The sequence below is a fragment of the Pseudoalteromonas sp. ND6B genome, from assembly GCF_000764215.1.
Classification (GTDB): Bacteria; Pseudomonadota; Gammaproteobacteria; order Enterobacterales; family Alteromonadaceae; genus Pseudoalteromonas; species Pseudoalteromonas tetraodonis.
Genome location: NZ_JQFL01000014.1, coordinates 24,722 through 46,417, shown reverse-complemented (window position 1 = coordinate 46,417; position 21,696 = coordinate 24,722). Strand labels below are relative to the sequence as shown.

24 protein-coding genes are annotated in these 21,696 nt (G+C 40.7%); 16 read left to right on the top strand and 8 right to left on the bottom strand.

Annotated features, from left to right (window positions below):
- Positions 1 to 4: 4 nt before the first annotated feature.
- From ND6B_RS14965 to ND6B_RS14980, 4 genes are all read right to left on the bottom strand, one after another.
- A complete protein-coding gene (locus ND6B_RS14965; RefSeq protein ID WP_028833948.1) occupies positions 5 to 838 on the bottom strand; it encodes a mechanosensitive ion channel family protein in 834 nt (277 codons plus the stop codon).
- Positions 839 to 875: 37 nt separating this feature from the next.
- Entirely contained in the window at positions 876 to 1,607 is a 732-nt protein-coding gene (locus tag ND6B_RS14970) for an LrgB family protein (protein ID WP_033102807.1), read from the bottom strand.
- Positions 1,600 to 1,953, bottom strand: coding sequence for a CidA/LrgA family protein (locus ND6B_RS14975; RefSeq protein ID WP_013465649.1), 354 nt, complete (start codon positions 1,951 to 1,953; stop codon positions 1,600 to 1,602). The genes ND6B_RS14970 and ND6B_RS14975 overlap by 8 nt, the downstream gene beginning before the upstream one ends.
- 83 nt (positions 1,954 to 2,036) lie before the next feature.
- Positions 2,037 to 2,828, bottom strand: a complete 792-nt coding sequence (locus tag ND6B_RS14980; protein ID WP_033102806.1) for a crotonase/enoyl-CoA hydratase family protein — start codon at positions 2,826 to 2,828, stop codon at positions 2,037 to 2,039.
- A 290-nt stretch (positions 2,829 to 3,118) separates the two neighbouring features.
- Here ND6B_RS14980 and ND6B_RS14985 point away from each other — a divergent pair, with 290 nt between their 5' ends.
- Genes ND6B_RS14985 through ND6B_RS14995 form a run of 3 tightly spaced genes read left to right on the top strand, consistent with a single transcriptional unit; the run spans position 3,119 to position 4,811 of the window.
- Positions 3,119 to 3,439 carry an HI1450 family dsDNA-mimic protein gene (locus tag ND6B_RS14985; protein WP_033102805.1) on the top strand — a complete coding sequence of 107 codons (321 nt, stop codon included), beginning with the start codon at positions 3,119 to 3,121 and terminating at the stop codon, positions 3,437 to 3,439.
- Between the two features lie 46 nt (positions 3,440 to 3,485).
- On the top strand, positions 3,486 to 4,298 hold the full coding sequence (locus ND6B_RS14990) for a DUF481 domain-containing protein (RefSeq protein ID WP_013465645.1): 813 nt from the start codon (positions 3,486 to 3,488) through the stop codon (positions 4,296 to 4,298).
- A gap of 27 nt (positions 4,299 to 4,325) precedes the next feature.
- A complete protein-coding gene (locus ND6B_RS14995; protein ID WP_033102804.1) occupies positions 4,326 to 4,811 on the top strand; it encodes a hypothetical protein in 486 nt (161 codons plus the stop codon).
- A 41-nt stretch (positions 4,812 to 4,852) separates the two neighbouring features.
- On the opposite strand, the gene ND6B_RS15000 is transcribed toward ND6B_RS14995, so the two are convergent.
- A complete protein-coding gene (locus ND6B_RS15000; protein ID WP_033102803.1) occupies positions 4,853 to 5,338 on the bottom strand; it encodes an FKBP-type peptidyl-prolyl cis-trans isomerase in 486 nt (161 codons plus the stop codon).
- Between the two features lie 11 nt (positions 5,339 to 5,349).
- Positions 5,350 to 6,261 (bottom strand): CAF17-like 4Fe-4S cluster assembly/insertion protein YgfZ, encoded by a 912-nt coding sequence (gene ygfZ / locus ND6B_RS15005; protein ID WP_016899678.1) that lies wholly within the window; start codon positions 6,259 to 6,261, stop codon positions 5,350 to 5,352.
- Positions 6,262 to 6,413: 152 nt separating this feature from the next.
- On the opposite strand from ygfZ, the gene ND6B_RS15010 reads away from it, so the two are divergent.
- The gene (locus ND6B_RS15010) at positions 6,414 to 6,665 is read left to right on the top strand and encodes an FAD assembly factor SdhE (RefSeq protein ID WP_013465640.1); all 252 of its coding nucleotides are present in this window, start codon (positions 6,414 to 6,416) and stop codon (positions 6,663 to 6,665) included.
- A gap of 55 nt (positions 6,666 to 6,720) precedes the next feature.
- The gene (locus ND6B_RS15015) at positions 6,721 to 7,077 is read left to right on the top strand and encodes a hypothetical protein (RefSeq protein WP_033102802.1); all 357 of its coding nucleotides are present in this window, start codon (positions 6,721 to 6,723) and stop codon (positions 7,075 to 7,077) included.
- Here ND6B_RS15015 and nadB read toward each other — a convergent pair.
- Positions 7,052 to 8,662, bottom strand: a complete 1,611-nt coding sequence (nadB, locus tag ND6B_RS15020) for an L-aspartate oxidase (RefSeq protein ID WP_033102801.1) — start codon at positions 8,660 to 8,662, stop codon at positions 7,052 to 7,054. The two genes, ND6B_RS15015 and nadB, sit on opposite strands and share 26 nt — an antisense overlap.
- A gap of 245 nt (positions 8,663 to 8,907) precedes the next feature.
- On the opposite strand from nadB, the gene rpoE reads away from it, so the two are divergent.
- From rpoE to pdxJ, 10 genes are all read left to right on the top strand, one after another.
- Positions 8,908 to 9,489 (top strand): RNA polymerase sigma factor RpoE, encoded by a 582-nt coding sequence (gene rpoE, locus ND6B_RS15025; RefSeq protein ID WP_010387792.1) that lies wholly within the window; start codon positions 8,908 to 8,910, stop codon positions 9,487 to 9,489.
- A 1-nt stretch (position 9,490) separates the two neighbouring features.
- The gene (locus tag ND6B_RS15030; protein WP_013465637.1) at positions 9,491 to 10,105 is read left to right on the top strand and encodes a sigma-E factor negative regulatory protein; all 615 of its coding nucleotides are present in this window, start codon (positions 9,491 to 9,493) and stop codon (positions 10,103 to 10,105) included.
- 4 nt (positions 10,106 to 10,109) lie between these two features.
- Positions 10,110 to 11,063: a MucB/RseB C-terminal domain-containing protein gene (locus tag ND6B_RS15035; RefSeq protein ID WP_033102800.1), complete on the top strand. Its 954-nt coding sequence runs from the start codon at positions 10,110 to 10,112 to the stop codon at positions 11,061 to 11,063.
- A 10-nt stretch (positions 11,064 to 11,073) separates the two neighbouring features.
- Positions 11,074 to 11,523, top strand: coding sequence for a SoxR reducing system RseC family protein (locus tag ND6B_RS15040; protein WP_008111758.1), 450 nt, complete (start codon positions 11,074 to 11,076; stop codon positions 11,521 to 11,523).
- A gap of 122 nt (positions 11,524 to 11,645) precedes the next feature.
- Positions 11,646 to 13,433, top strand: coding sequence for a translation elongation factor 4 (gene lepA / locus ND6B_RS15045; protein WP_008111760.1), 1,788 nt, complete (start codon positions 11,646 to 11,648; stop codon positions 13,431 to 13,433).
- Between the two features lie 16 nt (positions 13,434 to 13,449).
- Positions 13,450 to 14,385 (top strand): signal peptidase I, encoded by a 936-nt coding sequence (lepB, locus tag ND6B_RS15050; protein ID WP_008111762.1) that lies wholly within the window; start codon positions 13,450 to 13,452, stop codon positions 14,383 to 14,385.
- A gap of 2 nt (positions 14,386 to 14,387) precedes the next feature.
- Complete coding sequence (rnc, locus tag ND6B_RS15055) at positions 14,388 to 15,065, top strand: ribonuclease III (RefSeq protein ID WP_008111763.1); 678 nt, start codon at positions 14,388 to 14,390, stop codon at positions 15,063 to 15,065.
- Positions 15,055 to 15,987, top strand: a complete 933-nt coding sequence (gene era / locus ND6B_RS15060) for a GTPase Era (protein WP_008111765.1) — start codon at positions 15,055 to 15,057, stop codon at positions 15,985 to 15,987. Before rnc ends, era begins: the two co-directional genes overlap by 11 nt.
- A gap of 20 nt (positions 15,988 to 16,007) precedes the next feature.
- On the top strand, positions 16,008 to 16,700 hold the full coding sequence (gene recO, locus ND6B_RS15065; RefSeq protein ID WP_008111767.1) for a DNA repair protein RecO: 693 nt from the start codon (positions 16,008 to 16,010) through the stop codon (positions 16,698 to 16,700).
- 21 nt (positions 16,701 to 16,721) lie between these two features.
- Positions 16,722 to 17,453, top strand: a complete 732-nt coding sequence (pdxJ, locus tag ND6B_RS15070) for a pyridoxine 5'-phosphate synthase (protein WP_008111769.1) — start codon at positions 16,722 to 16,724, stop codon at positions 17,451 to 17,453.
- A gap of 29 nt (positions 17,454 to 17,482) precedes the next feature.
- Here pdxJ and barA read toward each other — a convergent pair whose 3' ends face one another.
- Entirely contained in the window at positions 17,483 to 20,257 is a 2,775-nt protein-coding gene (gene barA / locus ND6B_RS15075) for a two-component sensor histidine kinase BarA (RefSeq protein ID WP_200882076.1), read from the bottom strand.
- 111 nt (positions 20,258 to 20,368) lie between these two features.
- On the opposite strand from barA, the gene rlmD reads away from it, so the two are divergent.
- A complete protein-coding gene (gene rlmD / locus ND6B_RS15080) occupies positions 20,369 to 21,694 on the top strand; it encodes a 23S rRNA (uracil(1939)-C(5))-methyltransferase RlmD (RefSeq protein WP_033102798.1) in 1,326 nt (441 codons plus the stop codon).
- Positions 21,695 to 21,696: the final 2 nt, after the last annotated feature.

The following is a 21,696-nucleotide window of genomic DNA, read 5'->3' as shown; positions in this document are numbered from 1 at the left end:
TTATTTATTTTAAGTCGCTTTTATTAAGCGTAACAATGCGTTGTGGAAACGGAATTTCAATATTGGCATCGTTAATCGCTTTATACACACCGCCATTTATAGCGAGTTTAGTTTCAATAATTTTAGTGGTGGGCACCCAATAACGATAACTAATGGTGACGCCGCTATCGGCAAAACGTTCTATGCCAATTTGTGCATTAGGGTGTTTAGCTACGAGTTCGTGATTGACTAATACGTTTTCAATAAGGCTTATCGCATTATCACTACAGGCACTGTAGGCTATGTCTATTTCACCTTTTACCAGTGAATAATTAAATGAGTTATGCAGAATTTCGCCAACAATATGTTTGTTAGGAATGGTTATTTCTACTTTTTCTTCATTAATTAATATGGTGTGCCCCAGCTCAATTACTTTTACTTGGCCACTAACGCCTTTTACTTCTATGGTATCGCCAACCACAAATGGCCGCGTAGCAATAATGGCAAGCCCCGCGCCATAATTAGAAAGCATACCTTGTAACGCTAAGCCTGCGCCTAATGAGGCGGCACCTATTGCAGCTACAAATGGGGTCACACTAATGCCAATTTTACCAAGCGCAATAATGATCACCATAATGATCAGCAGTACTTTTACAACATTACTGACAAAATTAGTCAGGGTGATATCAATGTTGTGGCGGGTCATTAAGTTTGCGACAACTTCGGCGAGCTTTTTAGCGACCCACAGGCCAACGAGTAGAATAAAAATAGCGCCCACTATTTGCATACTGTAGGTAACTAAATACTCGGTAAGTAGGGCGTAGTACTTTTCAAATTGCTGAATTTCGGAACTGATCATGCTGGGCTCTATTTTTAGCGATACTGTTATCCGCTTACTATAACAAAGTGTTAACTAAAATTGGATATAATAGTGGTACTATCACTGCGGTTAATAATGCACTGAGTGCCATAGCCACTGATGAAAATGCGCCTATTTTTGGGTGTTCGGCAATAGCTGCCGCCGTACCAATTGCATGGCACGCGGTACCGATTGCAATTCCTTGTGCCTCAAAGTTATAAATCTTAACTAATTTGAGCAATATAAAGCCAAACAAAGCCCCCAATAAACCAATAAAAATAACCATGGCAGCGGCAAGCGAACTAATTCCTCCTAATGAGTCAGTAACCAGCAGTGTGATAGGCGTTGTTACACTGAGTGCCGCAACAGAGGCGCTCAATTGTGAGGGCACAGCAAATAAAATACTTAATACAAAAGCCACTAGTGTGGCGTTAACAATACCTATACTGCAAGTAGCGACAATTAATAGTAAGTTTTTACGTACGTGCATAAATTGCTGATAAAGCGGCAAGGCTAAAGCAACTATGGCCGGCTCTAATAGCCAACTTAGTAACTGACTATGTGAGGCAAATTGTGAATAGGGTAATTTAAGGTTAACTAACAGTAGGGCAATAATGCCAATGCTTAAAAAAACAGGGTTGGTTAATGACTTTAAAATACTCTGATTTATTTTAAGATTAACCGCTCTTAGTGCAATAAAGAGAATAATAATAAATGGCACGGTTAACCACCATAGGCTGGGGGTTATGCTGGTGGTTAAGTTAGTCATTATTAGCTCTGCCTTTAAAATAGCCCACTAGGCTTGCCACTAAAATTAAACTACTGAGTGGGACTAATAAGATGACCGCAGTTAAGAAAGGCCAATGTGATTTAATTAGCCCTAAATGTTCTATAAAACCGACGCCTGCAGGAATAAAGAAAATAGGCATTACATTCAAAATAGGTGATGCGCAGGGAGCGAGTTGATGTTCTTTAACTATGCCCAATAACAGTAACGTTAGCAGCAAAACCATGGCGAGTAGAGGAGCAGGAAAACTTGCATCAAGAAGGTGCATAATGAATTTGCTTGTTGCCAAGCACAATAAAATAATTGCGCTACTTAGTAGGTATTTCATTAATTTGGCTCACTAGAATAGAAGAGCCTAACTTTAACAAATAACACTGTTTTATGCATTGTGCCTTAGTATTACCATCAATGTTACCAGCGCTTGGCGTTTGTAAACTCAATATCAGCTTTCCCTTTAGCTTTAGCAATGGCTTTTTTAGTATTAGGGTTGATCAGTAAGCGAATTTGGCTCCATGTTTCTTTAGCGAGTATTTTTCGAGCAGGGGCTTTATAGCTTTGTTGAGTTACACGCTTTATTGCAGCTAATGTGTCAGGTGAGCGCGCTAGCAGTGTATCAAGCATCTCTTTAGTTGCTTTATCTGTATCGTCGGTTGTTTTGGTTACTAAACCTAGTTCAAAAGCATGTTGTGCGTTTATTGGATTTGCGTGACTTGCTAACCAAAGCGCTTGGTCGCGTTTTACTAAGCCTGAAAGCATAACATTAGCGCCCATATCTGGGCATAACCCCCAGCGCGCTTCCATAATGGCGAGTTTGGCATCGTGGTGAACAATCCGGTAATCGGCACCCAGTGCTATTTGCAATCCACCCCCAAGGCAATTTCCGTTTATTTTTGCAATAACAGGCACACTCAATGATTGCCAACCAAGTACTACTTTTTGCGCTAAATTTTGATTACCAGGAAGCCATTTAAATAGGAGTTTTATAATATTTATTGGCGAGGCCATAACCGCGTTAATATCAAGCCCTGCACAAAAGTGTTCGCCTTCACCGGTTAATACAACCGCACGAATATTGGCATCTTTTTTAATACTTTTAATCACCTTGTTAAGCTCAATAAACATAGTAAAGCTTAAGGCATTTTGTTTTTCTACTCGATTTAATGTGACGGTGGCAATGCCCTGTTTTTTTTCTAGTTTTATCATCTCGCACTCCTCTGACCTGTTACTTGAGCTTATGTTTTTATTCGTGCTAAGTAAAGTGGATGAAGATGAATAAAAAACAAAGTGAATTTTTTAATGCAATTGCGGTCTGTTATCTTTCAAGGCAAATTTAATCTTGAAAGGCCAACAGACCCTAATGCTAACCAATCCATTAATATCTATAAGTATTAGGTAAAAGTAAAAAAGTCAGTATTTAACGTGTTTTTTTTATCAAAACACTAACAACTTTTGATATTATGGCGCCAACTTAAAAGCTCAGAGGTTAACCACTCATGTCAGGTCCACGTTTATTTACGGTAGAAGAAGCAACCCATCAAGCTTATGATATTTTTTTGGAGCTGGCTCCCAACAACCTGAGTGATAAAGATGTTGAAGAATTTAACCTGCATCGTGAAGAACTTGGCTTTATTGAAGAAGATGAGCCCGATGAACAGTGGCAAGATTTTGTTGCACTAGAAATAGAGCCTGAGCATTTTATTCAAGTATTAGTGGGCCTTGAGTTTGATAACGAAGACGTCTTATTTGCGAAAATTTTAATTAGCCGTGATAAAGACGCGCCTTATTGCCATATTTTATGGAAAGAAAGTGAATAACTTTTTCGGCCCCTTTTCATTATTACCATTTGCAAGAGAATGTATTTTGCGAAAGTACGTTGTATTACTGCTTTTATTATTTAGCTCCTACAGCTGGGCAGTGGATCCCTTTGAAGATTTTCATCAATATGGGGAGCTCTCTGATGAAGAAATTCATGAGCTACACAAAGGCGAAGTACTTTATGGTGATACCGAGTTTGGTTTTATTTTAAGTAAAGGTAATACCAACTCAACCAGTTTTAAACTCAAAGGTAATCTTTACCAAGATTTTGAAAACTGGCGTAATCAATTCAAAATAGATTCCTTATACAAACGTGACGAAAATGAAGAAACGGGCCAGTCGGATGTTACGGCTAATCGCGTGTTTGTTTCTGCGCAGGGTAACTATAAAGTTGGTGTTAAAAATTCGTCTTTCTTTATTTATGGCGATTATGAAGAGGATGAATTTAGCGGTCTTGATTTTAAAAGTACGGTGGCAACCGGCTATGGTGCACGTATTTATCAAGGGGTTAAAAACAAAGTAGATATAGATATTGGCCCTGGTTTATATCGCTCCGTTGCTGATGATGAGTCAACAATAAGCGAAGACGATAAAGACAAAATGGGTTACTTGTTACGTATTGCCATGCAATGGGAGCGATTAGTATCTAAGCGCACCCGATTTAATCAAGACATTAGTATAGAGCAGTCTTTATCTGGGCTTAACTCACGGTTAAAGTCAGAAACCGCCTTAATTAGCCAAGTGGTTGGGGCTGTATCGCTCAAGTTTGCTTATATGTACCGTTATAACTCTAAGCCTGAAGAAGATAAGCTTAAATATGATTCAGAGCTCAGCGCAACGTTAGTATACAGTTTTTAATTTTTTAACTTTTTAATTGAGAGTGTTATGTATCAGCATAAGCAGTATGCGGTATTTATATTTGTAGTATTGGCATGGATAGGTGGGTTTGTTGCACTTGCATGGAATTTAATGGGTGCCGATGTGCCGTTAATGGTATTTGCAGGTATTTTATTGCTGGTGGGTTTTTTATTTCATGGTTTAACCATTAAAGTTGATGAAGCCCATATTAGCTGGGCATTTGGTCCAGGCGTTGCGGGTCAAAAATTAGCACTAGAGGACATAGTTGGCGTAAAAGCAGTACAAAACTCATACCGTCACGGTATTGGTATTCGCATTACGCATGATGGTTGGATTTATTCAGTATCAGGCTTTAGTGCCGTGCAATTAACGCTTAAAGATGGCAGCCAATACCGCTTAGGCACTAATGACCAAGCAGGATTAGTTGCTGCGCTTGAAGATAAAATAACCCCTAGCGAAGCACCTGCAGCAGAGCCTCAAGTTAAATTACGTACGCATAATAATATGCTATAAAAAAAGCGCCTGAGGCGCTTTTTTTATTACTGGATTAGGGTTTAGTGGTCGTGACCACAACCGCCTTCACCATGTACATGGCCATGCTCAAGCTCTTCAGCCGTTGCATCGCGTACTTCTAAAATCTCTACATCAAAATTGAGCGTAATACCAGCGAGTGGGTTGTTACCATCAACAATCACTTCTTCGTCTTGAATATCGATGATCATGACTGACTGGTCGCCGTCATCAGTGGTTGCACGAAATTGCATGCCCACTTCAATGTCCATGCCTTCAAACATTGATTTTGGCACTGCTTGCATGAGGTGATCATGACGCTCACCGTAACCTTCTTCAGGTTCAACTTTTACACTTAGTGTATCGCGAGCTTGTTTGCCTTGCAGCGCGTTTTCAAGTCCTGAGATCAGGTAACCCGTACCAACGATAAAAATTAATGGCTCACCGCCAAATGAGTTATCAATGGTATTGCCGTCATTATCTAGTACAGAGTAATGCATTTTTACCACTTTATTTGCTGCAACGATCATAGTCATTCCTATTATTCATCTTCAAGAGAGTAAGGTAGAGGCAGAATGTTTAGCTCTACCGAAGGGGTATGTTTTGCACGAAGAACCTGAGCGGTGTCAGTATCGTTTGGCAACACAACTAAGCCAGTTAAAGTGTGTGTTTTTTCATTAAAGCTTTGCGCAATAAGTTTGCCCGCGCGGCGCCAGTTTTCACCTAACTGGGTTTCGATATCGGGTGCATCGAGCAATCCTTCACTTTGCCCTGTAACGATATACATGGCACGTTTATTTTTACCTAAGTATTTCATACGTGCGACGGTTTCTTGGCCGGTGTAGCAACCCTTTTTAAAACTGATGCCATTGATGGCTTGAAGGTTAACCATTTGCGGCACATACTCATCAATTGCATCAACGCTTAACTGAGGCTCACCAGCTAGCAGTGAGGCCTGTTGCCACATAGCGTCGTTGTCGAGGGTAGATACTTCATCAGGTAAGCAAAATTGGCTATCAACCATAAGTAAAACGCGGTTTGGCGCAAGTTTAAGGGCTTTGCCGTTAGCAAAGTCGCATGCTGTGGCATCGTCACTAAAGTGAATATCAAGTTGCGTAAGCAAATCAGTTAGGTCATCACCTAATAAACCAATTAATCGCTCTGGGGCTTTATTAATTTCAACTTTTGCAAATACAGCGTATTTTTTTAACTCAGCCAGTGAGCGTTCTACTTCAGCACTTGATCCGGTTAAATAATAGTTTTGCTGGTAAGAAAATAGCTTAAATACACCCCACAGCTTACCTTTTGCGCTACAGTGACCTGTCCACAAAAAGTTGTTGTTGTTGATTTTATTGAGATCTTGAGTGATTTGTCCGTGTAGGTAAGATAATTTATCTGTGCCTGAGAGGCTAATAACCTGATGTGATAAAGGACATGCATAAACCAGAGACATAAACACCTTCTTTGCAATAACAAATGAAACCACATAATAACGTAGTTAAAGCCGATGGTACAGCCACCAACAAGCGTTGTTTTTTTATAATTTAGTGCTGTTAAATTAACGTGCATTTGTTAAACTCGAATTAATTAAATATGAGGTTTAAAATGGTTGAAATACATAGTAAAGCACGTATCCGTTGGGCTTGCCGCCGTGGCATGTTAGAACTAGATGTTTTGTTTATGCCGTTTGTTGAAGAAGCTTATGATTCGTTAGATGCTAAACAGCAGGCGACTTTTCAGCGCTTATTAACACAAGAAGACCCAGATTTATTTGCTTGGTTTATGGGCCATGAAAAATGTAAAGACGTTGAGCTAAACAGTATGGTTGAGCTAATTTTAGACCGAGTTCGTGTATAGGTTTACCGTCACAGATAATCAGACAGACCACAAACAGATTGTGGTCTTTTTTTGTGTGCTAACTTTAATATTATGCTTATTTACCACTTCTATTTTGGCAACTCTTTTTTGCATTGCGCTTAATATCGTTGCTGGCATTATCGTTTGGCGAAAAATCGTGGCTGCTCAGCCAGAGCAGGGCGTTATATTATTAGAGCCAAATCAATTTCGTTTTGAGAATGAAAAGCTGCTAATTCAAGGGGTTATTGGTAAGCAAAGCCGATTGCTTGGTCGCAGTGTATGGTTGTATATTAATGGCTTTAGTGAAAACTATTGGCTGATTATCTCAGCCAATAGTGTTGATGAGCAAAGCTACGCGCGTTTAAAACGCGCAACACTTAAAGCAATTAATTGCGCTTTGGAGTCAAAATAGTTGGCGTTGGATTTTCGTTTTGCTCTGGGTAGTCAATGGTAAAGTGCAGTCCGCGACTTTCTTTACGTTCCATAGCACTTCTAATTATAAGCTCGGCTACTTGAACTAAGTTACGTAACTCAAGTAAGTTATTACTCACTCTAAAGTTCGCGTAGTAATCGTGGATTTCTTGTTGTAATAGTTCAACACGATGAAGCGCGCGTTCAAGTCGTTTGGTTGAGCGCACAATCCCAACATAGTCCCACATAAATAATCGCAGCTCATGCCAGTTATGGGTGATCACGATTTCTTCATCTGAGTTAGATACGCGGCTTTCATCCCAACTAGGTAACTCAACCAGTGCAGGAGCGGTCTCTATTTTACTCAAAATGTCTTTTGCTGCTGCATGGGCAAATACAATGCACTCTAATAATGAGTTACTTGCCATACGGTTAGCACCGTGCAACCCAGTGTAAGCCACTTCACCCACAGCGTATAAATTAGCTAAGTCGGTTTTGCCATTAAAGTCGGTCATAACGCCGCCACAGGTATAATGCGCAGCAGGGACAACAGGAATTGCCTCCTTGGTGATATCAAGCCCTACGCTTAAACATTTGGCGTAAATCGTTGGGAAGTGTTCAATAATAAAATCTTTGTCTTTGTGGCTAATATCTAAATATAAGCAATTTGCACCAAGGCGCTTCATTTCAAAATCGATAGCGCGCGCGACTATGTCGCGCGGGGCGAGTTCTTCTCGCTCATCAAACTCTTTCATGAATCGCGTGCCATCTGGGCGTTTTAAATAGGCTCCCTCACCACGCATTGCTTCGGTAATTAAAAAGTTTTGCAACTCAGGGTGATAAAGACTGGTTGGATGAAATTGATTAAATTCCATATTAGCAACGCGACACCCTGCACGCCATGCCATGGCAATACCATCACCGCTAGAAACATCAGGGTTAGAGGTATAAAGGTATACTTTACTTGCGCCACCCGTTGCTAGGGCAACAAATTTTGCGCCAATTGTTTCTACTTTTTTGGCTTTTTTATTCCACACATACATGCCATGAACATGTGTGCCTGTTTTGCCGATACTTTTATCGGTAATTAAATCAATCGCGTTGTAATGCTCTAATAAGGTGATATTGCTGTGCGCTTGAACTTGGCTAATCAAGGTTGTTTGCACAGCTTTGCCTGTGGCATCGGCTGCATGCAAAATGCGTCGGTGGCTATGCCCACCTTCACGAGTTAAATGAAAGCGCTCTTTACCTTTGCTATCAAACTCCATATCAAAAGGCACGCCTTGGTCAATCAGCCATTGCAGGCAGTCATGAGCATTGCTGGCAGTGTAATGAACCGCCTCTCTGTCGCATAAACCGCCACCGGCGTCTAAGGTATCTTCAACGTGAGACTCTATACTGTCATTTTTTTTATCAAAAACAGCGGCAATTCCGCCTTGGGCATAAAGAGTAGAACCTTCGGTTAATTCACCTTTACTAATTACGGTAACGTTACAGTAATTAGCCAAAGATAAAGCAAGTGATAAGCCTGCTGCGCCGCTACCAATAATAGCGACATCGGTAATGTGATGTTTATTTTGGTTCATCTGTGAGGTACTTTGCGGTTACAATGCTCAGATAGAGCAATATTTATTTTTAATACTTATAGTTGTACCATATTTGTAGCACTACCACGAAGTGGTTTTAGCGTATAAATACGTAATTTTTTAGCTATTTTATAAAAAAACAATATGAAGCAGAACTTTTTATTCATCTAAGGGTCAGAGTAGGTGTGAACAATGGCGACACTATGAATAATAAGCAAGAATCAATCAGAGGAGTACCGGCTCGAATGAGCGAGCAGGAATTAGATTTAGCGTTAGTGAAAAGGGTTCAGCAGGGAGATAAAAACGCCTTTAACCTATTAGTTAAGAAGTATCAGAACAAGATTGCCGGTTTGATCTCACGTTATGTATCAAATCAGGGTGACATTGCTGATGTAGCACAAGAGGCGTTTATCAAAGCGTATCGTGCCCTTCCAAACTTTCGTGGTGACAGTGCTTTTTATACTTGGCTTTACCGTATCGCCGTTAATTGTGCTAAAAATTACTTAGTGGCTCAAGGGCGTAAACCGCCAGCAAATGATATAGATGCTGACGATGCCGAGTTTTATGAGGGTGCTGATTCAATGCGGTCAAACGCATCACCTGAAAATTTACTATTAAGCGAAGAAGTACGCGCTGTTATTTTTAATACGATTGATAGTTTGCCTGAAGATCTTAAAACCGCGATTACCCTTAGAGAAATTGAGGGGATGAGCTATGAAGAAATAGCCGTGGTGATGGATTGCCCAGTCGGGACGGTGCGTTCGCGTATTTTTCGTGCCCGTGAAGCAATTGATAACAAATTAAACCCATTAATAGGCGAGTCTTAGTATGACGAAAGCACACGTTAACCGCTTAGATAACGAATCGTTATCAGCATTACTTGACGGTGAGCAAGCATTAAATGATGCCGAGATTGCATCTGCTGATGTAGCTACATTTGGCCGTTACGCGTTAATCGGTGATGCAATGCGAGCTAAAGAAAACAACAAAAATATGGATTTTGATATTAGCGATCGCATTTCATTAGCACTTGATAGTGAGCCGGTTTATGCAGACTTTAGCCAGTCTGAAAGTGTGGCAAAGCCGGTAAATACTGAAGCCGATAATAAAATCGTGGCGTTTAATTGGCGCAAGCCGGTTGCGCAGTTAGCAATTGCAGCTAGCGTGGCAATGTTTACTATTGTTGGCGTGAACACCTTGCCGCAAGGTGAAGATGCTGTGCAAAACGAAATTCCTTTATTACAAACCACGCCGTTAACCGGCATGGCATCGCCAGTGAGTTATTCATCAGCACCGGCGCTAGAGAACGCAGAGCAAGGCTTACGAGAGCTTCAACAGCAACGTATTGGCGCTCTAGTACTTGAACACCAGCGTCAAGCACGTGTGGCTCATTCGTTGAAAACTGCGAAAACAGATGAAACGTCACAAGAGGAAAAAAACTAATTAGATGAAAGTAATAACTTTTGTTATGTCGTTGGTGTTAAGTTTTAATGCTTTTGCCAATGACACAAACCCCGCTAAAGATTTACTGCTTGAAATGGCCAGTGCAGTACATACACGTAATTTTGATGCCTCTTTTGTTGTTGTTAAAGGCAAAAGTATGGAGCCCTACCGTTGGGTGCATGCTAAACAGGGGGACGTTGAGCTTGAGCATTTGAGTTTACTCAACGGTGCTGGCCTTGAAATGATCCGCATTGACAACCAAGTTACCTATTTTGAGCCACAATCAGAGCCGTATTCATTAACAACCGACTCAATTGCCGGCCCTATTCCTGAAGTGCTTTTTAAAGATATTAATCGCTTAAGTGCGCATTATGATTTTGTGCTTGGTGGTAAAGGCCGTATTGCGGGGCGTCCTGCTCAGCTGGTTCGAATTGAATCTAAAAACGATGACAAATATAACTATTGGATTTGGATTGATACTGAGTCTTCGTTATTATTAAAAGCCGCTTATGTTAATCATCAAGGCGAAGCACTTGAGCAATTACAACTTACCCAAATCAGTGTAACTGAGCAACCGGCAAGCTTATTATTAGAAGTACTTAATCGTAATTTTCCAACCCCATTACCCGCTAATTCAATTGCTGAACAGAGCAAAGCAAATGCTATGAATTGGACTATTGGTTGGCTACCTGAAGGGTTTGAACTACTCAAGTCAGATAGACATAAGCTCGACTTAAACAATGAATTAACAGACTACTATTTATTTTCTGATGGATTCGTTGAGGTATCAGTATTTGTACAACGACCACTACCGGGCAAGCGTTTAAGCGGAGCACTGACCTCGGGTGCAACCACTATATATGTGCACAACGGCGGAAATTTTGATGTGTCTGTGGTGGGGAATATCCCAACAACGAGTGCTAAAGCGATTGCAGAGTCGGTATCACGGGCATTATAGAAACTAAATTATGATAGAACAAACGTTAACCGTCGTGGCCCTTAGTGGCCACGTTGCGCATTTAGAAGCCCAACAAAAACAGGCCTGTGAAGGCTGTAATGGACGTTGTGGCTCACAGGTGTTTAGCAAGTTATTTGGTACCGCCAAAAAAACCTTGCCCTATAAATTTGAAACGCAATTAGAAGTGGGTCAAAAAGTGACCCTGTCACTAGATGACAGCCATGTTGTAAAACATGCCTTTGCCGTTTACATGTTGCCCTTGTTTTTGAGTTTAATCTTCGCCTTAATAACCAGTGAATTAATATTATTGGCCGAAGGCTGGCAAATTTTAGCAGCGATATTGGGTGGCATCACCGGCTTTTTAATTGCTAAAACATGGGTAAAATCACTTAGACATGAGATTAAAGTGATAAAAATTCATCCAATTAGTCTCCCTTTAACTCAAATAGATGGTGATTGACGCCAATTAAATGTAAAATTGCGTTTTTATGCCACAGTAACTTGAAAATGCACAGCAAGTATTTTCAAGTTACTTAGGCATGCGACCTTAGTCCTTTAAAATAGAAGTTTAGAATCCAGTTTATGAAGCATATCCGTAATTTTTCGATCATCGCCCACATTGACCATGGTAAATCGACCCTTTCTGACCGTTTGATCCAAGTTTGTGGTGGTTTAACCGACCGTGAAATGCAGAAGCAGGTTCTAGATTCAATGGATATTGAACGTGAACGTGGCATTACCATTAAGGCGCAAAGTGTAACGTTAAACTACAAAGCAAACGATGGTGAAACGTACCAGCTCAACTTTATCGACACTCCTGGGCACGTTGACTTTACTTATGAAGTATCACGCTCACTAGCAGCGTGTGAAGGCGCATTATTAGTTGTTGATGCCGGCCAAGGTGTCGAAGCACAAACATTAGCCAACTGTTACACCGCCATTGAAATGGACTTAGAAGTTATACCGGTTCTGAATAAAATTGATTTACCGCAAGCCGATCCATTACGTGTAGCCGAAGAAATTGAAGACATTATTGGTATTGATGCCCTTGATGCCGTGCAATGTAGCGCCAAAACAGGTGTGGGTATTGCTGAAGTACTTGAAATGATCGTTAAAGATGTACCACCACCAGTTGGTGATAAAGACGCACCATTACAAGCGCTAATTATCGATTCTTGGTTTGACCCATACCAAGGCGTTGTATCGCTAGTGCGTATCAAGCATGGCGAACTTCGCGCGGGTGACAAAATTAAAATCATGTCAAACGAGAACGTACATACCGCAGATCATGTGGGTATTTTTACGCCTAAACAAACTAACACCGGTGTTTTACGCACAGGTGAAGTAGGGTTTGTTATTGCCGGTATTAAAGAAATACACGGTGCACCAGTAGGCGATACTATTACTCATCAAAAAAATGCGGCACCACTGCGCTTACCTGGTTTTCAGAAAATTAAACCACAAGTCTACGCGGGCATGTTCCCAATTGCGTCAGATGATTACGAGTCGTTCCGTGATGCACTTAACAAACTAAGCTTAAACGATGCGTCGTTATTCTTTGAACCAGAAAATTCAACCGCGTTAGGGTTTGGTTTCCGTTGTGGCTTCTTAGGTATGCTGCACATGGAAATTATTCAAGAGCGTTTAGAGCGTGAATACGACATTGACTTAATCACCACAGCACCAACGGTTATTTATGAGGTAGTGACTAAAGAGGGCACTACACAAATAGATAACCCGTCTGACCTACCAGCCGTAAACGATATTTTAGAAATACGTGAGCCAGTAGTAGAAGCAAATATTTTAGTACCACAAGAGTACTTGGGAAGCGTAATCACGTTATGTGTTGATAAGCGCGGTATGCAAACTAAAATGAGCTATCACGGCAAGCAAGTTGCAGTAACGTATGAACTGCCAATGGCTGAAGTGGTAATGGATTTCTTTGATAAGTTAAAATCAACCAGTCGTGGTTTTGCGTCGCTTGATTATAACTTTAAGCACTTCCAAACCTCAGACATGGTACGTGTAGATATACTTATTAATGGCGAGCGCGTCGATGCTCTAGCTATTATTGTACACCGCGAAAGCGCGCAGTCTCGTGGTCGTCAGCTTGCTGATGCGTTAAAAGAGCTTATACCGCGTCAAATGTTTGATATTGCGATTCAGGCAGCAATTGGTCAGCATGTAATCGCCCGTACAACTGTAAAGCAACTACGTAAAAACGTAATCGCGAAGTGTTACGGTGGTGACGTGAGTCGTAAGAAAAAATTACTTCAAAAACAAAAAGATGGTAAAAAGCGAATGAAGCAACTTGGTAACGTTGAAGTGCCTCAAGAAGCGTTCTTAGCCATTTTAAAAGTTGGTAAATAAAAATAAAGGATAATAAATGGCTGGCTACTTTTCAGTTTTATTGGTGTTATTAACCTTAGGCTCAGGCCTAATATGGTTAATAGATCACTTAATGTTTGCCCCTAAAAGGCAGGAGCGTTTGGCAATTGCACAAACTTCTGCCGGTGGCCAACTTGATGAAGAAACAGCAGCATTGATTGCGCCTGAGCCAGTCATTACTGAAACAGCAAAGTCGATTTTTCCGATGATTGCTGCTATCACTATTTTTAGATCGTTTATTTTTGAGCCGTTTCAGATCCCATCGGGTTCAATGATGCCAACCTTATTAGTAGGCGATTTTATTTTAGTGCAAAAGTATTCTTATGGAATTAAAGACCCAGTATGGCGCAGCCAGTTAGTGGATGTGAGCGAACCAGAGCGTGGCGATATTGTTGTTTTTAAATACCCATTAGATGAAAGAGTTGATTATATTAAACGTGCTATAGGCTTACCTGGCGATAAAATTGTTTACCGCGATAAGCGTTTATATATTCAACCAAAATGTGAAGAAGGCGAAGTTCAAAAAGGCGCGTTTCTTTGCAACGAATTCAATAAAATTGATTTTAAATTAATTAATGATGATGAATTTATGCAAGGCCCAATGGCTTTAGCGCGTTTAAATGAAGATTTAACTACGTCTAGCCATGATATTTTAATTAACCCAAAATCGCCTGAACGAAAAGGGCGTTACTACCAGCAATTGGGCACTCCTGCGGATGAATGGGTGGTGCCTGCTGATCATTACTTTATGATGGGTGACAATCGCGATAACAGCCAAGATAGTCGCTTTTGGGGCTTTGTACCAAAAGAAAACTTGGTGGGTAAAGCTGTCTTTATATGGATGAGTTTTGAATTTGATAATGGCCCAGATGACATTTTACCAGGATGGGTTCCAACTGGTGTTCGTTTTGAACGCCTAGGTAATATTCAGTAACAATGAAAAAAAATGTAACAGAGTTATACAAAAGAATTGGCTACACATTTGCTGATCAAGGCCTACTTGAGCAAGCAATGACGCACCGCAGCCATAAAGGTCAACACAACGAGCGACTCGAATTTTTGGGCGACTCGATTTTGAGCTTTGTAATTGCCAATGCCTTGTACGCTAAATTTCCTAAAGCACGTGAAGGCGATTTAAGCCGCATGCGTTCGACTTTAGTTCGCGGCCAGACGTTAGCTGAATTTGGCCTTGAGTTTGAGCTAGGTGATTACCTACGTTTAGGCCCAGGCGAGCTAAAAAGTGGCGGGTTTAGACGCGAGTCGACCCTTGCAGATGCAGTTGAAGCCATAATTGGTGCTGTATTTTTAGATTCAAATATTGATCGCTGCGGCGAGCTTATTTTAGCGTGGTATGAATCACGTTTAGATGCTATTTCACCAGGGCTTAATCAAAAAGATCCTAAGACCCTGCTGCAAGAGTATTTGCAAGCTCGTAAGCTATCATTACCTGGCTATACTGTAGTAGATACTAAAGGTCAGGCACACAATCAAACATTCACGGTTGAATGTATCGTTGATGGAATGGATAGCATTATTTCTGTTGGCAGCTCAAGGCGTAAAGCCGAACAAAAAGCGGCCGAAAAAGCATTGAAGATACTTAAAAATGAATCTTGATACCTTAATACAGCCTCATGAAGGCGAAATAGACACATTTTGTGGCATGGTTGCGATTGTTGGCCGTCCTAATGTGGGTAAATCAACCTTGCTTAATGAAATTATTGAGCAAAAAGTCAGTATTACCTCACGTAAGCCACAAACCACGCGCCATCGTATTATGGGTATTCATACTGAGGGTAAACACCAAGCGGTGTACGTAGATACCCCAGGTCTTCACGTTGAAGAAAAACGCGCCATTAACCGTTTAATGAACCGTGCAGCGTCGAGCTCAATTGGCGATGTTGAACTGATTATTTTTGTTGTTGAAGGCACTCATTGGAATGCCGATGACGAGATGGTACTTAACAAAGTGAGCCAAAGTGGCAAGCCGGTATTGTTAGTTATTAACAAAATTGACCAAGTGAAAGATCGCGACCTTGTACTGCCACATATGAAGTGGTTAGGCGATAAGTTTGATTTTATAGGCATTATGCCTGTATCTGCGACTCAGGGTAAAAACATTAACCTGATCAAAGATGAAGTGACTAAACGCTTACCGCCGTGCGAATTTTATTTTCCAGACGACTACGTTACTGACCGCTCAATGCGCTTTATGGCTGCTGAAGTGATCCGTGAAAAGCTTATGCGCTTTATGGGTGAGGAACTACCTTACTCAGTGACTGTGGAAATAGAGCAGTTTAAATGGCAAGAAAACGGTATTTGGCACATCAATGGCCTTATTTTGGTTGAGCGTGAAACGCAAAAGCGCATGGTTATCGGTAACAAAGGCGAAAAGCTAAAAGTGATCGGCCGTGAAGCGCGTAAAGACCTAGAAGAAATGCTTGAAAATAAAGTATTTTTAGAATTATGGGTTAAAGTAAAATCGGGCTGGGCTGACGATGAACGTGCCTTAAGAAGCTTAGGCTACGGTGAAGATTAATAAGTATCGAATAGCCTAATATGGACAGCGACTTTTACAAAGCCTATTTATTACACCGACGTCCCTACAGTGACTCGCAAGTAATGTTAGATATGCTGGTAGAAGGCGTTGGTCAGCTTAGAATGCTCGCTCGAGTTAGTGGTCGCCAGGCCACTAAACATAAAGCCCAATTACAACCATTTCAATCCTTACTCGTCCATTACAATGGCAAATACGATTTAAAATATATTAATAAATTTGAGCTCTACGGCAACCCGTTATTTCTAACCGGTGATAAGCTTTACTGTGGCTTTTATTTAAATGAGCTAACTAATCGCATTGTGCCGATTAATGAGCCCATTGATCAAGTTTTTCAACTTTATAAAACACACCTAGAAAACCTTAATAGCGGTAGTGACATGCAAGCGGTACTGCGTTCTTATGAATTTCAACTGTTAGAGCTGCTAGGATATGGAGTCGATTTTAGTTTTGACGCTGACGGTGAGCCAATTGACGAGGTACAAACGTATAGCTACTTCGCAGAAGTAGGGTTTTCAGTGCAACATGACTCGCGTTCTGGATTCACCGGTTCACAACTTAATGCCATAGCAAATCATGACTTTAGCCAAGCGGATGTGTTATATATGGCAAAGCAATTAAGTCGTTATTTATTAAAGCCATTATTGGGCAATAAGCCATTAAAAAGTCGTGAGTTATTTATTAGCTCTCAATAAACAAATTTCACAGGTACAAACATGAAAGATATTCTTCTAGGCGTGAACGTAGATCATATTGCAACGCTTCGCCAAGCTCGAGGTACTTCTTACCCAGATCCAGCCCATGCAGCCAGTGTTGCAGAACATGCCGGTGCAGATGGCATTACGATTCATTTACGCGAAGACCGCAGACACATTCAAGACCGCGATGTGTATGTGATGGCTAAAACCATTCAAACACGCATGAATCTAGAAACCGCAGTAACCGATGAAATGATTGCGATTGCACTTGAGGTTAAACCTGAATATGTATGCTTAGTACCTGAAAAACGTGAAGAGCTTACTACCGAAGGTGGCTTAGATGTAGCGGGTAATATTGATAAAATAGCCGCAGCGACTAAAACCCTAACGCAAGCCGGTATTAAAGTATCACTGTTTATAGATGCTGATAAAGCGCAGTTAGATGCGGCAAAAACCTGTGGTGCACCTTATGTTGAAATTCATACTGGGGCCTATGCAGATGCAACTAATGATGAAGACACCGCAAAAGAGCTTGAGCACATCCGCCAAGGCGTTAAGTATGCAGCGAGTATTGGCTTAATTGTCAATGCCGGCCATGGTTTGCATTATCACAACGTGAAGCCAATTGCAGCGATGCCAGAGATTTACGAGCTTAATATTGGTCACGCTATTATTGCCCGTGCAGCGATTGATGGTTTAGACAAAGCGGTGCGTGACATGAAACGCTTAATGCTTGAAGCACGCGCTTAGAATCATAAAAAACAACATCAAAGACGAGCTTATTTATTAGTGATATCAATTTTGGCATCAACAAGTAAGTTTTCCAGCTCGTCTTGAAGTTCAAACAGTTCGGGCTCTATATTATCAAGTACGCATTCATTTTTTAGTGATGTTTCGATCGTTTCAGCTAAGGTTTTTAGCTTTGGTACGCCGGTGTAGCAACACGCTCCATGAAACTTATGGATCACGCTGAGTACTTGATGGCAATCATTACTGACGATTGCTTGATTTAATAAGTTTAGGGTTTCAGGCACGCTTAATAACAACATGTTAAGCATTTCATTGGCTAATTCAGGCTTACCGCCTGCACGTTGCAGTGCCAACGTCCAATCAAGGCGAGTGCTATCAAAAGGGGCTGGGCTATGCGCTAAGGTGCTTTTTGATTTATCGCGGCTTACCGGTAATTGTGGGCTATGATCGCAAATAATCTGGTTTAGCATATCTTCATCGATAGGCTTAGTTAAATAACCTTCAAAACCATCTTTTAATAACTGTTCTTTTTCACTATTAAGTGCATGCGCCGTCACGGCAATAATAGGGGTATCTTCATTCAAAGATGACTCTTTAATGAGTTTACAGGCTGTAATACCATCCATTATAGGCATTTGAATATCCATAAAAATCACATCATATTTATGGCTTTTGCTTAAACTATACGCTTGTGACCCATTATGTGCGGTATCAATTAATTCAACTTGCTCGTTGAGTAGGGTGTAAATTAATTTTAAATTAGCGTCATTATCATCCACCACTAACACCTTTAGCGGCAGCAGGGTTTGTTCATGCTGTTCTATATTATGTGCCGGGTGGTCGAGTCGATAAGGCGCAGCTAATAGCTCACATAGCTTTCGGTGATTAAGAGGTTTACTCAAACAGGCGTCAGCGCCGCTGCCGATGAAGGCTTCGCGCATGTTGTGCGATACGGTATTGAGCATTAAATATAAATAATCGGTTGATTCTCTAACCGCTTTTACATAGCTTTTTAAACGCTGCATATCGTCAACTGATGCCATGTGACCAATAAGACAAATATCAAAATTGATCTCTGAATTTTTTATGCACTCTAAAAATTCGGTTTCGTTATAGCAAGGAGTGACATTGACTTTCCACTCTTGTAATAATGAGGCAACAGCATGATGGGTATGCTTATGCGGCTCTAAATAAAGAACACGTTTACCAATTAATGACTGGGTAGGCAAATCGTTGATAAATACATGATTTGGTAATCTAAATACGCCATTAAAGGTAAAACAAGTACCGCTACCAGGGGCTGAATTTAAGGTAATACGGCCGCTCATTGCTTCAACGATATGTTTAGTAATAATAAGCCCTAAGCCGGTACCGCCAAATTTGCGGGTAATACTGGAGTCGGCTTGACCAAAGGCGGTGAATAGCGCGTCTTGTTTATCTGCTGGAATACCTACCCCAGTATCTGCGACTGACACTAAGACAGAGGTGCGCTCTTCATCAAGTAAACGATGGCTAATATCAACTTTTATCGCGCCCTTTTCAGTAAATTTAATCGCGTTACTTAACAAGTTAATCAGCACTTGCTTAAACCGTGTGGGGTCGCCAGTTAAATGATCGGGCACCTGAGGATTAATAAAAATAGAAAGCTCAAGTTGTTTGTCGTGTGCGCTAGGTGCCAGTAAGGTCATTACTTCGTTTACGCTATCGCGCAGTTGAAACTGAATAGACTCAAGCTCCATGGCTCCTGCTTCTAACTTGGAGAAATCTAATATGTCGCTAATAATAGTCATTAAGCTGTTAGCCGAAAGCTCAATGGTATCAAGGTAATCTTTTTGGTTTTTATTCAGAGGCGTTTTATAAAGCTGGCGGGTAAATCCAATAACCCCGTTAAGTGGTGTGCGTAACTCATGACTCATTTTAGCTAAAAAGTCAGATTTAACGCGGTTAGCATCCTGCGCTTCTTTTTTAGCCATGGTGAGCTGGATATTTTGTGTTTCGTATTGTTCAAGCGTTTCGCGGTAATCGCTGGTTGCCTGATCAATATTTTTTTGCATTTCATCTTTTTGCATCACCATAGAATGCGAGATGGTATTGAGCCCCTCACGTAATAACTCAAACTCGCCACTCATGGGTTCAGTTAATCCGGTTTGTCTTTTACCTTCAATCAATCTGTCGGTAGCAAGTACTAACTTATTAAGCGGGGTCATAAACATACGACTAAGTCTTAGCGCTAAAATAGCCGCTAACACTAAGGCGAGAATAATAATAATACCGCTGACCAATAATGCACGTTGTTGGCCAATAACAGCTTTGTCGCGGTTAAGCTGAATCACAACGGTGCCTAACGAGGTTTGAAACTCAGAAGTATTCCAGTCGCTATTGGGGGTTGTATGGTTAATGATAGGGGTGAAAAAGGTTACTAAGTCTTCACTTTGCTGAACATAGGTGGCTTTAAAGCCATTTAATTGCGTTTGCTCAATTAAAGTGTCGAATGAGCGATGATAATTACTGGTTATAATAAGTTGGTTGTTATCATTAAAGATGGCAATCGATTTAATCGAAGGGGAGTGTTTATTGTGTGTATAGCGAATAATGCGATTAAGCAGTTTTTTATTTTTTTCCAGTAAAGGTTGTTCAAGTGCAATAGCCAGAGGTTCAGCAATCGTTGTGCCTTGTTGATATAAAATTTCATCAAGCTCAATGTAACGATTTATTGTAAAATAACCACCTAGTAATAGCCCGATGATCACTGTAGGGATCAGGGTGAGTGTTAAAACAGAATCGCGCAAGCCTAGTTTGGTCATAATCTGAGCATTATTATCATTTTTATTGAATGTGAGTATATACATACTCATAGTTATTCTCAAAGTATCTAGGTAGAGACGTGATTCATCAATCTTTTAAGGTAATGCCTAATGGCACAAATATTTAAAGCAAAGAAAAAACCACTTCAACAGCAATCACTTGAACTTGATATTACGGCTATGGATCACCACGGACGTGGTATTGCTAAGCATAATAATAAAGTGTGTTTTGTCAGTGGGGCATTACCTGGTGAGCGAGTAAAAGCCAAGTTAGTTGATGATAAAGCGCGTTACAGCCAAGCTGACACGCTTAAAATACTCAAAGCCAGTGAATATCGCACTACACCCATTTGTGAACACTACAGCCAATGCGGTGGTTGCCAGTTACAGCATTTAGATGCCACACAACAAGTCATTGAAAAGCAAGCAGCGGTAAATCAATTATTTGCCAAGTTTGCAAAATTAACTGATTTGAACTGGCAAGCCCCGCTGCAAAGCCAAGCAACGCATTACCGACGTAGTGCCCGCATTGCCGTAATGTTCGACAAAGCAGCAAAAAAAATGCGGGTAGGCTATAGGGCACGTGGCTCTAAAAGCATTGTTAGTATTAATCAGTGCCCAGTATTAAGTGACGTATTTGCCGATGTATTTAATGTATTTGATAAAGTCATTAATCAACACAAGACGCTGCACAGTATTAGTCATTTACAGTTATGTGCCGCTGATGAACAATATTTTATTGTTATTCGTCATACAAAAGCCATTTCGCCCACAGATAAAGCGTTTGTTGAGCAAAGTGTCTCGGCGCATCATTGGCAATTAGTGTGGCAAAGTGATAGCGATATGATTGATCATGCCCATTTAGCGATGCCATTTTATAAGCTTGATCAGTTAGATATAAAATTTGAATTTGGACTAAATAACTTTATTCAGGTCAATGCGAGTGTAAATCAGGCAATGTTAATTCAAGCGGCGAGCTGGTTAGCATTACAAGGTGATGAAAATGTACTGGATTTATTTTGTGGTATTGGTAACTTCTCTTTAGTGTTAGCAAAGCAGGCTAAAACAGTAACAGGAATTGAAGGCGTTACTTCGGCGGTTGCATTAGCGACGCAAAATGCGCACACTAACTCTATTACAAATACTCAATTTCATTGTTTTGATTTAACCACGAGTATTAAAAAAGCGCCGTGGTTTAATAAAGAGTTAGATATTTTAGTACTCGACCCTTCTCGCACTGGTGCTATGGCAGTTTTAGAGCAGCTTCCATTAACGCAGTTTAAAGCGATTTTATATGTCTCTTGCGACCCTGTTACTTTAGCCCGTGACAGCGCTATTATTTCGCAAGCCGGCTTTGAACTTAATAAAATAGGGCTAATGAATATGTTCCCTCATACGGGGCATATCGAAACTATGGCGTTATTTCAACGGAGGTAAAG

Excerpts from the sequence above, each read along its gene's own strand:
- ND6B_RS14965 (WP_028833948.1), bottom strand. The coding sequence starts at position 838 with ATGATCAGTTCCGAAATTCAGCAATTTGAAAAGTACTACGCCCTACTT.
- ND6B_RS14970 (WP_033102807.1), bottom strand. The coding sequence starts at position 1,607 with ATGACTAACTTAACCACCAGCATAACCCCCAGCCTATGGTGGTTAACC.
- ND6B_RS14975 (WP_013465649.1), bottom strand. The coding sequence starts at position 1,953 with ATGAAATACCTACTAAGTAGCGCAATTATTTTATTGTGCTTGGCAACA.
- ND6B_RS14980 (WP_033102806.1), bottom strand. The coding sequence starts at position 2,828 with ATGATAAAACTAGAAAAAAAACAGGGCATTGCCACCGTCACATTAAAT.
- ND6B_RS14985 (WP_033102805.1), top strand. The coding sequence starts at position 3,119 with ATGTCAGGTCCACGTTTATTTACGGTAGAAGAAGCAACCCATCAAGCT.
- ND6B_RS14995 (WP_033102804.1), top strand. The coding sequence starts at position 4,326 with ATGTATCAGCATAAGCAGTATGCGGTATTTATATTTGTAGTATTGGCA.
- ND6B_RS15000 (WP_033102803.1), bottom strand. The coding sequence starts at position 5,338 with ATGATCGTTGCAGCAAATAAAGTGGTAAAAATGCATTACTCTGTACTA.
- ygfZ (WP_016899678.1), bottom strand. The coding sequence starts at position 6,261 with ATGTCTCTGGTTTATGCATGTCCTTTATCACATCAGGTTATTAGCCTC.
- ND6B_RS15010 (WP_013465640.1), top strand. The coding sequence starts at position 6,414 with ATGGTTGAAATACATAGTAAAGCACGTATCCGTTGGGCTTGCCGCCGT.
- nadB (WP_033102801.1), bottom strand. The coding sequence starts at position 8,662 with ATGAACCAAAATAAACATCACATTACCGATGTCGCTATTATTGGTAGC.
- rpoE (WP_010387792.1), top strand. The coding sequence starts at position 8,908 with ATGAGCGAGCAGGAATTAGATTTAGCGTTAGTGAAAAGGGTTCAGCAG.
- ND6B_RS15030 (WP_013465637.1), top strand. The coding sequence starts at position 9,491 with ATGACGAAAGCACACGTTAACCGCTTAGATAACGAATCGTTATCAGCA.
- ND6B_RS15035 (WP_033102800.1), top strand. The coding sequence starts at position 10,110 with ATGAAAGTAATAACTTTTGTTATGTCGTTGGTGTTAAGTTTTAATGCT.
- ND6B_RS15040 (WP_008111758.1), top strand. The coding sequence starts at position 11,074 with ATGATAGAACAAACGTTAACCGTCGTGGCCCTTAGTGGCCACGTTGCG.
- lepA (WP_008111760.1), top strand. The coding sequence starts at position 11,646 with ATGAAGCATATCCGTAATTTTTCGATCATCGCCCACATTGACCATGGT.
- lepB (WP_008111762.1), top strand. The coding sequence starts at position 13,450 with ATGGCTGGCTACTTTTCAGTTTTATTGGTGTTATTAACCTTAGGCTCA.
- rnc (WP_008111763.1), top strand. The coding sequence starts at position 14,388 with ATGAAAAAAAATGTAACAGAGTTATACAAAAGAATTGGCTACACATTT.
- era (WP_008111765.1), top strand. The coding sequence starts at position 15,055 with ATGAATCTTGATACCTTAATACAGCCTCATGAAGGCGAAATAGACACA.
- recO (WP_008111767.1), top strand. The coding sequence starts at position 16,008 with ATGGACAGCGACTTTTACAAAGCCTATTTATTACACCGACGTCCCTAC.
- pdxJ (WP_008111769.1), top strand. The coding sequence starts at position 16,722 with ATGAAAGATATTCTTCTAGGCGTGAACGTAGATCATATTGCAACGCTT.
- barA (WP_200882076.1), bottom strand. The coding sequence starts at position 20,257 with ATGACCAAACTAGGCTTGCGCGATTCTGTTTTAACACTCACCCTGATC.
- rlmD (WP_033102798.1), top strand. The coding sequence starts at position 20,369 with ATGGCACAAATATTTAAAGCAAAGAAAAAACCACTTCAACAGCAATCA.